The sequence below is a fragment of the Pseudomonas sp. TH34 genome, from assembly GCF_016650865.1.
Lineage (GTDB): Bacteria > Pseudomonadota > Gammaproteobacteria > Pseudomonadales > Pseudomonadaceae > Aquipseudomonas > Aquipseudomonas yamanorum.
The window spans coordinates 222,285-234,131 of sequence record NZ_JAEKFB010000033.1 but is presented as its reverse complement, the minus strand read 5'-3'; the positions used below and the strand labels follow the sequence as shown (position 1 = coordinate 234,131).

The window sequence follows — 11,847 nt, the reverse complement described above, 5'->3', positions numbered from 1 at the left end:
ACGTGAAGGCTATCGGATAGGATGGCGGTCTACTTAAGAAGGCCGTGACATGTCCAACCCCGTCTTGAACACATCTATCCGCTACCCAAGCTTTGATTTGATCCGGTTATTACTGGCAGTTGAGGTAGTGGTGGTTCACACCTGGGCCTCATTAGACCCTAACTTCAACTGGCCGGGTTTTATCCGTGCAGTTCCAGCATTTCTCGCGGTCAGCGGCTTTTTGGTGCTCAAGAGCTTTGCCAACACTGGGTCGTGGACAGTATTTGCTCGCAAACGGGCACTGCGGATATTTCCAGCGCTGATCATTTCGCTGCTTCTGGGGTACGTGTTGCTCGACTACACGTTCCTGATCAACTCGCTTACCGTCTGGGTCACTGGCGGCTTGATGATGCCACCCCATACCAACGCGGCGTTGTGGTCCTTGGCCTGGGAGGAGCTTGCCTATGCCGTTTTGGCAATACTCTGGGCATTGGGGGCATACAAGCGGCCGGTGTATATCTGGTTGCTGCTGGCGGCGGCAAGTGTGATTTCCTGGAAAATCACCACGATGCCGATCAGTCCCTACTATCACGTCCTCTCGTACCTGGCGCCTGCGTTCTTCACCGGAAACCTGATGTTCCTGCATCAAGAGCGACTGATGCGGCTTGGCCCAGTGCTGCCGTGGGTGTGCTTCGTGGTCGTGTGCCTGTGGACATACATCCCGATTCCAGGCATCGGCGGCGACATGGCCCCCTCTGTGGTGCAGGCATTCGCGGTCGTATGGGCGGGTATGGCCGGTGCGAAGCTGATCCCGTCTAAAATCCCCGACTTGAGTTACGGGATGTACGTCTACCACATTCCGATGATTCTGTTCCTCAACGCGACGTACAAGCCGGAGAATCCATTTTTGACTGGCTTGATACTGACGGCCGCGTTGGTGACGTTTTCCACGGCAAGCTGGTATCTCGTCGAGAAGCCAGCGCTGAGGCTCAAGAACCGGGCAAGTGCTGCCCTCGTTGACGGTATTCGCGCCTCGTAAGGAAGGGCGCGTTGTCAGGGCTGTTGTGCAGTTTCTTCTGGCCATGGGAAAAGCGCCTGTATCTCGTTGAAACGCACAATCCCCGCATCCCGAACCTTTTCCCAGCCGGGTTCATTCATCACTTGCATACGGTTCGCCTCAGAGAAATAGCGATCTGAACCTAGGACCGGCTCTGCGTAGGCTGCAAGGCGCAGGCGTTCGATGTCTTCCCGCGTGGGTGGTAGGTTCGGCAAAGGTTGCTTGACGATTTCGCCGGATACATTACGCACCCAGACCCCGTCCGATTCCTTGATTAGTCGGCTCCATAAAGCGTCATCCACCTCTATGGCGCCTGAAGGGATTGGATGAACGCCCTTGATCAGTCGTTGAGCGAGCGTTCCATCAGAGTTAAACGTTGCATATTTCATAAAGTCTCCTCAGGTACCGACCGCGATGTAGCTCAGGCCCGCCTGGCCGGTTACCCCAGTGTTGTAGGTCTTGAACCAAGATTTATTTACCGCACCATTCACACCTCCCGCGCCGTCACTTAGACGAACCGAGTATTCGCCACCGCCCGTGTTATTGAAGGCGCCGACGACGACAGTGCCGATGTCGTTGGGAAAGGGGATATGAAAGTTGGTCTGATTGACTGCCGAACCTGTCAGTGAAACTGCAAGACTCCATTGAACGATCCAGCCGCCGAGGTAGGTGGGGAAAACTATATAGCCCGTTTGGCCGATCAGAATCTGAAAGCCCCAGCGCAACTTCTTGGGCGTGACGATGGTGCTGTCATCCGCTCCGGCATTGACCACTGTTTGACTCGCAATTCGTGCTGTACCCAATGCACTTTCAGTGGCCTGTATGACCTTTGCCGCGATTGCTTGGAACACTCGCAAGGCGCTCATGGGCTTGTTGGTATCGGCGCCGGTCTCGGCTTCGGTCTGGGTGGCAATCGGTATGCCGTATCCCGCCAGGGAATTGGGCAGCCCAGTCAGCGCGGAGAATTTAAGCCCTGTAAGGCCGGCGCCATTGCCTGTAATGGGACCGGCAATTTCGACACCATTGACGGTGACGCGGACGCCGTTACCGCTGACCCATGGAGTAGCGCCTAGCCCCAGAAACGCTACGTTCAGCGTGTTATAGCTGCCGAGGAAGCCTACCCCGGCCTTTTCTCCACCGAAGGTGCCGGCAATCAAACCCGCCGCCCAGGTCGGGGCATTGTCGGGTTGAATGTAGACGCTCTTGGATTCGATCAGATTGAGCGAGCCGGTCAACGTCCCACCTTTCAATGGAAGAAAGCCGGTATCGACATACTCTCGTGTTGCCAGGACAACGGAGGGATCGATCTTCAACTCGATGTTCGACGTGTTGCTGACGATAAGGTTGATCCGAATAACCTGTGTGCGACCAGAACCCTGGGTAAGCAGGGGTTTAAACGTCGGTGCACAGTTGGCAATGGCGACCAGGTCGCCGGCGGCATCGTAAAGGCCGATTTCACGAATCCACCAGCCACCGATGCTTTCGGGGATGATCTGCTCGGCGATGATGACGCTCGCGTTCTTCGGATCGACCTTCACCTGGTTGAGTGGTGCACGTCGGCGCTCATTGATCAGCTTCGTTTGCGTGCGGCTTGGAATCGGGTCTGTACCGTTGGCGTCACCGACACCCATCTGGGCAAAAGTCCACGGCACACCCAACGCATCGGCGTTGGCTTGCTTGGCCTCTCCGACTGCGGTCAGGATCGCGAAGAATTGGCTGTTTTGGTCGGTCATGGGTAGATGTCCATTGTGTCGATGTGATGTTCGCGGCCACCGACGGCAAGGTAGCCGCTGACATCGATGTCGCGCTGAGTCGGTGGGTAAACACTGAGTTCGTCGCCTTCGTAAACGCTGACCCCGATAAACACTGTGCCGGTACTTTCCAGGCTGATGGCCAGGCCGGTCAGGTGGCGGGTGAGGGGCTTGGCGTCGTCGATCAACCAGGTGAGTTCCTGGTACATCTCTTCGGTGATACCGGTTTCCAGCACCCCAACTTTCAAGGCGAATGTTCCGGGTACGCCTTCCGGTACCGTCTGCCACCACTCCAGCACCTCGATCAGGTAGCCCAGCGGCTCGACCACTCGCCGCAGTGCGCCGATGGTGCCTTTACGAGAGTGGATGTAATGGGATGAGCGAATGGCTGCTCGCTTCGTAGCTTCGGTCCAGTTGCTGTCCCAGCGGTCGACCGAGAAGGCCCAGGCCAGGTATGGCAATACATTCAGGGGGCATGTGGTGGGGTTACACAGCTGCCGGAGCGGGATCGGCACACGTTGGATTTGCTCAAGCGCCTGGGTAGCCTGACGCTCCAGCGGCGTGGCGTTCCCTGGCAGCAACTGCTGGGCACCCATTACTCGACACCTCGGGTCACCGTGACATTGGTGCAGTACGGGGCCTGGGCCTTTGTGGCGACAATATCCACCCACCCTTCCAGCTCGACCTTGCGCACACCCTCAACGTGCAGCGCGGCATGCAGGGCTGACTCTGAAACCTCCATGCCCAGGCGGCGCCGTTGGTTGACGTAGGCTCGCAAGCGACTCTCAGCTGCAGCGAGAATGGGTTCGGACTCAGGTCCACTGGACAGCAGGTAGAGTTTGGCTTTGACCTGGTACTGGACAATTTCGGCACCTTGGACAGTTAAGCGATCGGCCACTGGCCGGCGATCATCATCACTGAGGTAGGTTTTGACCGTGGCGAGCAAGTCGGCCGGGGCGGTGCCATCGCCGAGAAATGATTGCACGGTGACGACTGCCACTGCGGGGGATGGGCTTTCAGCTGTCGCATCAGCCACCCGGCCATCAGCAGCCCGTGCGTGAAAGATGTAGCTGTTTCTTGGGCCCGCGGTGCTCAGGCCCTCCCAGGCCATCTGTGCCCGCTCGCGCAGACTGTCGTCGCTCTCCATCAACTTTGGAACAGGTGGCACCGCCGTTGGCCTGCCTTCCTGAATGACCAAGCGCTTCACGTTGAAGTTAGCGGCCAACTGCTCCAAGTCTGTGCCACGCGCGGTGGCGAGCAGGTTGGCCAGAGAGGCTTCGTTGACCCGCTGCCGCCATACCGTTTCGCGGTAGGCGTTCTCTTGCAGCAGCTTGGTCAGCGGCTCAGATTCCATGTCGAGGCGGGTAGCTATTTCCGCTTGTTCATCGACTGGCCAGAGGCTGATCATGTAGGTCCGGCGTTCTGCCAATATCACTTCGAAGTCGATCTGCTCGACGATCTGCGGCGCCGGGAGCTGGCTGAGGTCGATGGGGGCGAAGCTGTTCATACGCTACCTCCCAGTTGCAGCGGTACGCTGAGACTCAGCGGCTGGTTGGTGTCGACCACGCTGCCTTCCAGATCCAGCGACGCTTGGCCCAGCAGGTTCGCGCCAGTGAATTGCACGCGGCTAAGGCTGATCCGTGTTTCCCAACGCATCAGCGCCATGACGGTGGCCGCGTATACGCGAAGCCGGGTGACGTCGTTGAAGGGATGGTCCACCAACTCGGGTAACAGGCTGCCGTATTCGCGGCGCATCACGCGTGTACCGATGCGAGTGCTGAGGATGTCGGTTACGCATTGGCTGATATGGGCGAGGTTGTCGATCGCGCCGCCAGTTTCTCGGTTCATGACGGAACAGGCCCCTCGGATTGATCGCCGCCGGATTTGACGCCGTTGTGCGGGTGTTTGACCAAACTGACCCCGGCCGCAACCACGTCAATCGAGACGGTGACTTTGCCGGTTATGTTTTGATTGCCGGTCTGGGTGTAATCGCCCTCGTGCGTGATGTCGCCGACAAGGTTGATGCCGCCCTTGCTGATCAGGTTGGTGGTGCCGCCGTCGGCCAGGGTGGCATTGAGGTGATGAGCGACACTGTCGTACTCGATCACTGTGCCGTCGGCGTAGGTTCGGCGGTGTAGGCCAGCGCGGTTGCCGTTGGCGGGAATGTGATCGCTGGGCAGGCCGGTGATGACGACGCCATTGGCGAGTTGGCCGGAGGGGCTGAACAGGATCACCTGTTCGTCGACGGTCGGCGGGTCCCACTCGCGGTCAGATCCGGCGCGCAGGGCGAGCCACGGCAGCCAGGCGGTAGTTAGTGTTCCGGTTTTAACCTGCACGCGCGGGGGCTCCATCTGCACGGCGGCGATGACGCCGAAGCGGATGAGGTTTTCGAGCATGCGGGAGAGGGCGGCGAAGTCGTTCATGGCGACGATGGTGGCGTTGCATGCGCGCGAGTGCAGCATTGTTACGTTGTAGCTGGGCTGCATACAGTCCAGTAGAGTAGGTTCTCGAAGATTGCAGGAGGTCACTGCTTCTGACACCCGTCCATATCATCAAGGGAATGTCTATGAAATACGTATCGCCATCAGTTAAGGAAACCGCATTCAATTGTCCCCACTGTGCGGCACTAGCAAAGCAGTTCTGGAGTGCGGTTTTTATTAGTCGACACGATGGAGAGCAAGTTCTGCCAACGATTCTTGGTCAAAAGGATTATGACGAATTAAATTTTCCCGATACTGACAATTCAGAGGAACGGAAAAAGATTGAAAGCTGGGTATTGAGGATGGTGTCGGGTATCCCATTTATAGACAAAAGAGATAAGACTTTTTATGTTAGTGAGCAACTAAGAAATTGCACCGTAAGTCAATGTTTTAATTGTGATCGCGCATCTGTTTGGATACATAATAGGTTAATTTATCCAGTTGTTGGAAATGTGGTTTCTGCCAATCAAGACATGTCTGAAGATGTTAGACGTGATTACGAAGAGGCCAGCTCAATACTGAACCAATCACCAAGAGGTGCTGCTGCTCTTTTGCGTTTGGCGATTCAAAAGCTCTGCAAGGAACTTGGTCAATCCGGGGAAAATATAAATACCGACATCAAAGCATTGGTCGCGGCAGGTTTGGATCCACGTGTTCAGCAGGCGCTAGATGCGGTTCGTGTGATTGGTAACTCAGCTGTTCATCCTGGAATAATCGATATTCGAGATGATCGGGCTACTGCCGAGGCGTTGTTTAAATTACTAAATCTGATAGTTGATAAAACCATTTCTGAGCCAAAGCATGTTCAGGAAATATATGACTCTTTGCCTGAAAATTTACTAGAGGCAATTGCAAAGCGTGACGCTCCAAAAAGTTAGTGGAGTCATGTTAGGTGATTTAAAAGGCTGTCGCGGATCAAGTCCAGGTTCGCTTCATTAAGGCCTAATAGTTCTCGTTGCTCGTAACGCACATCGGGCGCCCCACGTTCCGCCCGATCGTTTAAACCGTACTGGTGAACCCTGGCAATCCGGGCGATACGCCCGGTGAACCCCACCGTCACGGCATTGCTATCACCACGGACTTTTAGGTATGACGCTGTCCGTAGCTTCTTGAACATCGCCAGCTTGCGACGAATACGACCTTGCTTACCGCGCAGGTTCCGCTGCTTACGCGGTGCAAACTTGCTCCCGTCCGGATTTTGTTGAGCCACCACGCGCTTCTGCTGACTACGACGCAACTCCTGCCCGATGGTCCGGGCCAGTTTGCTTCGCTCTCCTGGCTCCAACCGAGCCAGCAGCACTCCCGCCCAGTCCTCCAGTGCTTCCAAGTTACTTGCCATCAGGCACTATCCATTCGCTGGTGTTGCCTTGGGCACCGGGGTTCCAGTTCGGATCGAGGTAGCCGGTCACATATTGCGGTTCGTTTGGGTGTTTTATGGTGGTGTTGCCCTGCTCGTCATTGCCCACGACGACGCGCTCTGTCAGCTGTAGGGTAATGCTGAGGTCCACTTTGTCCTTGTCGAGGATGTCGGCCTCGAACTGGATGCCGTCTTTGACCTTGTCGAGGTTTTCCAGCAACTCGGACTGGTTGACGCTGAGCCAGCCAAGGATCGGTAGGATCACGCTGTCGGGGTGGCCGGCGAACTCGGTAAGGATTATCTGCAGGTCAAAGCTGTATTCAAACGACAGGGTATGAGCAGCGGTGCAACGAACCCTGCCGTTGTCGATGAAGATCAGCAGGCGGTCGGGGTTGTGCTTGAACTCGGCAACGGTGGCCAGCAGGTGGGCGCGCAGGCTTTCGGGCTTGTTCATTGTTGGGCCTGCTGGTGTTTGTAAACCATGTCTACCTGGGCGGCGCAATCGGCCCAGGCGGCTTCGGCGCGGTCTTGGTCGGTGAGTTGGTCGCCGTTACTGAGTGGGCTGGTCGCCGGCAGGACGCACGGTACTACGGCCGGACAGCCAGTCACGATAAGCGGCGGCGCCGGTGATGGCGGGGCGCTCGCGCAGCCGGCGAGCAGCGTCAGGCAAAGGCTGATCAGCCCAGTTGCGTAGTTCGTCGTTTTCACGTTTCAGCTCCTCTATGGTTCGCTCGCGTCTCGCCAGGCTCAAGCGCAGTTGGTCCTGCTGAATGCGCAGGTTGCTCTGTGCATCGCGCTCCTGCTTCAGGGTGGTGCTGAGCGTGTTGGCGGTGGAGAGGTTGCGGTCGGCGTCATCGCGGGCCGTCTTGGCCGCATCTTTCGCCAATTGGGTTTGGCCCTCGGCGACGTCGATCCGTTTTTCCTGACCCCAGATCAGCAGCGCCAGGGCGCCGAGCAGGGCGATGCCGTACAGCGCCTGGCGCAGGGTGCTCACGCGCGGTACCAGCCGAGTTTGTTCATGGCGGCGGTGTCGAACTGCTTGATAGGGCCGCGCACGATCACGGCCCGGGCGCCGTTCATTATCTGGATGGACTCGGCCAGGAGCTGCATGTCGTCATGTTCGGACGACGCCGGCACCACCAGCACGTCACCGTCCTGCACCCGTAGCTTTTCTATCGCGTCGAAGTCGATCATGCCGCCACCCCTTGCCCACATTCGCAACCGGCGTGCCGTTCGTAGGCGCGTTGGAGCTTGGTGTCGTAGAGATTTCGCAGGTAATCCGGCCCGTTGTAGAGCTTGGCGAACTCGGCCCATTTGCGGGCTTTGAGGGCCTTGTGTAGCACCGGGTCGGTCTCGATGAAACGGGTGAAGGCGTCGAACTGTTGTGATTCGCTGGCACTCATTGCCGCCACAAAGTCCTGCGCGCTCGCGTAGCCGAGGCGTTTCCAGTGAAAGCCCATGATCTGAAAGGCGCCCCAGGAAGCCGACTCCAAGGCGGAGGTGTCATCGATCAAGCGGGCCATGGCCAGGCGTTGGTGCTCGGCGGTACCGCCGATGTATCCGCCTGGCTTCGGGTTGACCAGGGCGGGGTTGGCGGTGGCGAGCTGGTTGGCGTGACGTTTGAGTTCGGCTGGGTCATCGCCCGCGTTTCGAGCCGTGGCGAGCTGGCGGTACATGATGTGGCGTTCGAACAGGATCACCGGCTTGCCGTTGTCGAGAAAGCCCTTGCCCTTGGATTCCACTTCGTTGACCGCGTAGATGCTCGCCAGCGGTACGCCGAGACGTTCGGCAGCGACCACCAGGTCGTTGTTGCGTAGCAGTTGGGTACAGTCGCCACCGGCAAGACTGGCTTGAGTCTTGGTGCCGGCGACGCCATCGGCGACCAGGCCCATTTTGACCTGATACGCGCGGACGGCGGCTTCTGTGGCGTCGCCGTAGTCACCGTCCGGCACGACGTTGGCACCGTTCTTGTTGAGACTCTTTTGCAGCATCAGCACCGCTTGTGAACGGTCGCCGTGGCGGAGGGTGGTGGTCATGCGCTGGGCCTCAACAGGGCGGCAACGTTGCCGCGTGAACGGAAAATCAGGATGCAGAGCAGCACGATGGAAGCAGCCTGCCCGAGGCTGGTTTGCTGGCGGTCCAGCAGGATCTCCAGACCGCAGATGCACAACGTGGCGCCAAACACGCTTGCCAGCAGCGAAATGCTGCGCCGGTACCGCGCATCGCCTCGGGTGTAGCAAGCAAGGCGCAAGGCACTCAGCAGGTAGGCGATTGCCGCGATCAACTGCACGGCCAGTTCGATGTTCTGCATATCAGGTGCCCCCTCTGATGCGACGCCAGATGTCCCAGATATCCGCCTTTTCCACCCAAACCATCAGTTTGATGCTGATTGGGATGACCACCAGGGCACAGAGAAAGGCGCTGCCACCGCTGGTGATAAACGGAATTGCCTGTAAAGCCATTGGCGCGAACAAGTAGCCCACGCCGGCGGACAGAAATAGTGAGCCCAGCCGTTGCCAGACCTTCAGGTCCCGCTTGGTGCTGGTAACCAGCCATGCACCGAGGATGGCGCCGAATAGCGCCCCGTCATCGATGACTGGCGTGACGCTGGCCAGGCCCAAGCCAATGAGCAGGCCAGACACAACGCTGGAAGTCGGATCAGCCATGGTGTGGGTTTCCTTGGTTGCGGAGGGTCAGTTCCATAGCTGCACCATCTGCCGCTGGGGCGCGCTGGTTTGGGCTTCGGGCATGTTGACGACAAGGCCGTGCGGCAGGATTGGGCCGTGGTCAGCCAGGCCAGGGTTGGCTTCAAGCACGGCCTCGGTGACGCCAGCAGTGCGGCCGTAGAACCGCCAGCAGAGGGCGTCAACGGTGTCGTTTTGGTTCGTGCGGACAGCGACGGGCATCAGATCAACTCCACGGTGGTGCGGCTTAAACCGAGGAAGTCACGCACGGCCCAGCGCAGATCGCGGCGGTAGTCGTCGATGGTCGGGGCTGTTTCTTCTGCTTTATCGGTGCCGGTGTTGGTTGCGCTGTAGTCGCGGTACCGCTCGCAGACTTCGGCGCCGGTACCGGCCTCGATCGCACGCCGGTACAAGTGAGCCTGGACTGATACATCGTTGATCTTGTCGTCAGGGACGTCGGCCAGTGTGGTGTAGCCGGCGGCCAGTTGTTGGGCCTTCCACAACTTCAGCTCACGATTGAGGTTGATCGCTGCAGCGATGACGGCAGTTTCCAGGCGAGCGGGGGTGACGCTGTTGTCGATGCGTAGAGTGGCGCGAAGCTGCTCAAGGTCGATTGAGGGCCAGAACGGGTCGGTGTTGATGTGACCGCCGGTAACTGGGCCGCTGGCTACAAATGCGCTCATGGAACAGCACTCAGAAAATGGGTCGCCGGTGGTCGGGGCTTCATGTTCAGGAGGAGCGGCCTGGCCGATCCGCCCCGAGCCGGCGGGGTGCGTGGGGACGCTCGGTTAGCTGCTGGGAGCAGCAAATTTCTTGAGGAGGCGCTCAACGCGCTCCAGATCCTTCTTGCCGCCGCAGTTGGTGTTCAGCTCGATGGCGCGGGCCAAGTGAGTTCTGGCGGACTCCAGAGTGCCAAGGACGATCAAGCGGTTTTCTACCGGATCCTCGTCGGAGACTTTCTCGGCATATGCCTTACCCAGCGCCAGGTGTAGCTTGGCCTTGGCCTGATCAGGCATGTCCTCGTCACCTGCGATCTGCTCGGTGCGTAGTAGTAGATCCAGGTCAAAGGTTCCACCAGCCTTTTGCGCTTTCAGTGCAACTTCGGCGATTTCTTCCGCGACGATCGTGCCGGTGGTGCGTTCGAATCGGTCAGGCATCAGCAGCGCGTGGTGGATCACGTATTCCGCAATGTCCAGGGCGCCGGCAAAGTCCGTGGCGTCCATGCGCCAGACCATCAGCGTGGTCAGCACCTGGTCCTGGGCGCCTTTGCCTTCGGCGAGAACACCTTCCACATAGGGGACATACTCCGGCAGCAATTGCCGTTTCAGTTCCGCCTTGCCTTCGGTCGACTGCACCTGTTTCAGGCGCAGATAGTCCTGCTGGAGCTTCGCGAGGTGCAGCTCATAAACGGATGCGCCTTCCATGGTCATGGCTGGGCCTGCCACGGCAGCCGCCGCAACGGCTGCTGTGACGCGCTGGAAGTGACGGCGACAAGGGTTGGTCATGATCGCCGGCCTCAGCTCAGGGTGATGTTTTCGGCCATGGCAGCGCAGCCCAGGTCTTCAATCACATAACTTTCGTTGACCGATTCGAAGTTCTCGATGCGGTCGCGTTTGGCGTTGTCGACGACGGTGCGTCGGCGAGTGTTTTCCTGCCAGTAGATCGACAGGTTGTCGAGGCGGGTCACCAGCAGGCCGTTTGGCGGGAAGTGCGGCACGCGCACTGCGGGCAAGTTACCGATACGTTTCTGGCTGGTGACGATATCGGCCGCAAGCATTTCGGTCGGCGCCTGGGTTTTGTTGATAATCGGGAAGTACTTGTCGGCCAACAGTTGGCGACCGCAGATCACCACCAGGTCGGTGTCTTCCTGATACCAGGGCTCGATGAACTCGTTGACCATGCTCACGACCAGGGCGTCGATGTTTTCGAAGTCCTTGCCAGCGCCGATCTGGATCTTTCCGCTGCCGTCGACGACTTCCTTCATCACACGAGCAGGGTTTTCCAGGCGCATTTTCTCCAGCCAGCCAACGTTGACGTCCTGCAACAGTTGGTTGAGCGTCGGGTTGGAGGTGGAGGCACGACTGGTGCCGTTCCAGCCGATCATGATCCGGTTGAGTGCCTGGGCCTTGATGATGGCGTCGCGAATACGCGCCTGGAAGTCCTTGAACTTGGCCCACTGATCCAGCTTCTGGTAACGGATGCCGGTGTCGAAGTTGGTCTGGGTGCAGACGTACCCACGGTTGTCCAGTCCGCTCGGGTCGCGCGGCTCGCGGTCCTTGACGGTTGTGTCGGTGGTGCTGGCGATGGTGCCGTCGATACCGATGCCGATTTTTTCACCCGACTGCTCGGACACGCCAAACACGTTGATGGCACTGAGGAAGGCGCTGGACTCCTGGATACGGGTTTCCAGGGTCTGGGCCACGCTCGGTGCGGCGGTAAATTTGGTGGTGACGTCGCTCACGCCATGCAGTTGCGCGAGTTGTTGCAGGTAGGCGTTGTACATGACGCGGGTATCGTTACGCATGGTGTTCTCCGATGT

At 58.6% G+C, this 11,847-nt stretch carries 19 protein-coding genes and 1 pseudogene; 2 read left to right on the top strand and 18 right to left on the bottom strand.

Annotation, left to right across the window (positions count from 1 at the left end; genetic code table 11):
* The first annotated feature begins 49 nt into the window (after positions 1-49).
* Complete coding sequence (locus JFU58_RS26645; protein ID WP_201142764.1) at positions 50-1,018, top strand: acyltransferase family protein; 969 nt, start codon at positions 50-52, stop codon at positions 1,016-1,018.
* Between the two features lie 14 nt (positions 1,019-1,032).
* Here the strand turns inward: JFU58_RS26645 and JFU58_RS26640 are convergent, their stop codons facing one another.
* The 6 genes from JFU58_RS26640 to JFU58_RS26615 are packed head-to-tail and all read right to left on the bottom strand — an operon-like array spanning position 1,033 to position 5,210.
* Entirely contained in the window at positions 1,033-1,425 is a 393-nt protein-coding gene (locus JFU58_RS26640) for a hypothetical protein (protein ID WP_201142763.1), read from the bottom strand.
* 9 nt (positions 1,426-1,434) lie between these two features.
* Positions 1,435-2,769 (bottom strand): phage tail protein, encoded by a 1,335-nt coding sequence (locus JFU58_RS32375; RefSeq protein ID WP_242488334.1) that lies wholly within the window; start codon positions 2,767-2,769, stop codon positions 1,435-1,437.
* The gene (locus JFU58_RS26630; protein ID WP_201142762.1) at positions 2,766-3,383 is read right to left on the bottom strand and encodes a phage tail protein I; all 618 of its coding nucleotides are present in this window, start codon (positions 3,381-3,383) and stop codon (positions 2,766-2,768) included. Before JFU58_RS26630 ends, JFU58_RS32375 begins: the two co-directional genes overlap by 4 nt.
* A complete protein-coding gene (locus tag JFU58_RS26625) occupies positions 3,383-4,294 on the bottom strand; it encodes a baseplate assembly protein (protein ID WP_201142761.1) in 912 nt (303 codons plus the stop codon). The genes JFU58_RS26630 and JFU58_RS26625 overlap by 1 nt, the downstream gene beginning before the upstream one ends.
* Positions 4,291-4,635, bottom strand: coding sequence for a GPW/gp25 family protein (locus tag JFU58_RS26620; protein WP_201142760.1), 345 nt, complete (start codon positions 4,633-4,635; stop codon positions 4,291-4,293). The genes JFU58_RS26625 and JFU58_RS26620 overlap by 4 nt, the downstream gene beginning before the upstream one ends.
* Positions 4,632-5,210: a phage baseplate assembly protein V gene (locus JFU58_RS26615; RefSeq protein ID WP_201142881.1), complete on the bottom strand. Its 579-nt coding sequence runs from the start codon at positions 5,208-5,210 to the stop codon at positions 4,632-4,634. The genes JFU58_RS26620 and JFU58_RS26615 overlap by 4 nt, the downstream gene beginning before the upstream one ends.
* A gap of 143 nt (positions 5,211-5,353) precedes the next feature.
* On the opposite strand from JFU58_RS26615, the gene JFU58_RS32370 reads away from it, so the two are divergent.
* Entirely contained in the window at positions 5,354-6,145 is a 792-nt protein-coding gene (locus JFU58_RS32370) for a DUF4145 domain-containing protein (protein WP_242488333.1), read from the top strand.
* A gap of 5 nt (positions 6,146-6,150) precedes the next feature.
* On the opposite strand, the gene JFU58_RS26605 is transcribed toward JFU58_RS32370, so the two are convergent.
* From JFU58_RS26605 to JFU58_RS26555, 12 genes and pseudogenes are all read right to left on the bottom strand, one after another.
* The gene (locus tag JFU58_RS26605; RefSeq protein WP_201142759.1) at positions 6,151-6,606 is read right to left on the bottom strand and encodes a phage virion morphogenesis protein; all 456 of its coding nucleotides are present in this window, start codon (positions 6,604-6,606) and stop codon (positions 6,151-6,153) included.
* On the bottom strand, positions 6,596-7,078 hold the full coding sequence (locus JFU58_RS26600) for a phage tail protein (RefSeq protein WP_201142758.1): 483 nt from the start codon (positions 7,076-7,078) through the stop codon (positions 6,596-6,598). Before JFU58_RS26600 ends, JFU58_RS26605 begins: the two co-directional genes overlap by 11 nt.
* Positions 7,075-7,260, bottom strand: a pseudogene (gene lysC, locus JFU58_RS32365) (Rz1-like lysis system protein LysC); the annotation flags it as partial. The pseudogene lysC and the gene JFU58_RS26600, both read right to left, overlap by 4 nt.
* Positions 7,175-7,618: an Rz-like lysis system protein LysB gene (lysB, locus tag JFU58_RS26595; RefSeq protein ID WP_201142757.1), complete on the bottom strand. Its 444-nt coding sequence runs from the start codon at positions 7,616-7,618 to the stop codon at positions 7,175-7,177. The pseudogene lysC and the gene lysB, both read right to left, overlap by 86 nt.
* Complete coding sequence (locus tag JFU58_RS26590; RefSeq protein ID WP_201142756.1) at positions 7,615-7,818, bottom strand: hypothetical protein; 204 nt, start codon at positions 7,816-7,818, stop codon at positions 7,615-7,617. The genes lysB and JFU58_RS26590 overlap by 4 nt, the downstream gene beginning before the upstream one ends.
* A complete protein-coding gene (locus tag JFU58_RS26585) occupies positions 7,815-8,660 on the bottom strand; it encodes an N-acetylmuramidase domain-containing protein (protein ID WP_201142755.1) in 846 nt (281 codons plus the stop codon). The genes JFU58_RS26590 and JFU58_RS26585 overlap by 4 nt, the downstream gene beginning before the upstream one ends.
* The gene (locus tag JFU58_RS26580; RefSeq protein WP_201142754.1) at positions 8,657-8,935 is read right to left on the bottom strand and encodes a phage holin family protein; all 279 of its coding nucleotides are present in this window, start codon (positions 8,933-8,935) and stop codon (positions 8,657-8,659) included. Before JFU58_RS26580 ends, JFU58_RS26585 begins: the two co-directional genes overlap by 4 nt.
* Position 8,936: 1 nt before the next feature.
* Positions 8,937-9,290: a putative holin gene (locus JFU58_RS26575; RefSeq protein ID WP_019818195.1), complete on the bottom strand. Its 354-nt coding sequence runs from the start codon at positions 9,288-9,290 to the stop codon at positions 8,937-8,939.
* A 27-nt stretch (positions 9,291-9,317) separates the two neighbouring features.
* Positions 9,318-9,530 (bottom strand): tail protein X, encoded by a 213-nt coding sequence (locus JFU58_RS26570; protein ID WP_201142753.1) that lies wholly within the window; start codon positions 9,528-9,530, stop codon positions 9,318-9,320.
* Complete coding sequence (locus JFU58_RS26565; protein ID WP_057709716.1) at positions 9,530-9,991, bottom strand: head completion/stabilization protein; 462 nt, start codon at positions 9,989-9,991, stop codon at positions 9,530-9,532. Before JFU58_RS26565 ends, JFU58_RS26570 begins: the two co-directional genes overlap by 1 nt.
* A gap of 105 nt (positions 9,992-10,096) precedes the next feature.
* The gene (locus JFU58_RS26560) at positions 10,097-10,813 is read right to left on the bottom strand and encodes a phage terminase small subunit (protein WP_201142752.1); all 717 of its coding nucleotides are present in this window, start codon (positions 10,811-10,813) and stop codon (positions 10,097-10,099) included.
* A gap of 11 nt (positions 10,814-10,824) precedes the next feature.
* A complete protein-coding gene (locus JFU58_RS26555; protein WP_201142751.1) occupies positions 10,825-11,832 on the bottom strand; it encodes a phage major capsid protein, P2 family in 1,008 nt (335 codons plus the stop codon).
* Positions 11,833-11,847 lie beyond the last annotated feature (15 nt).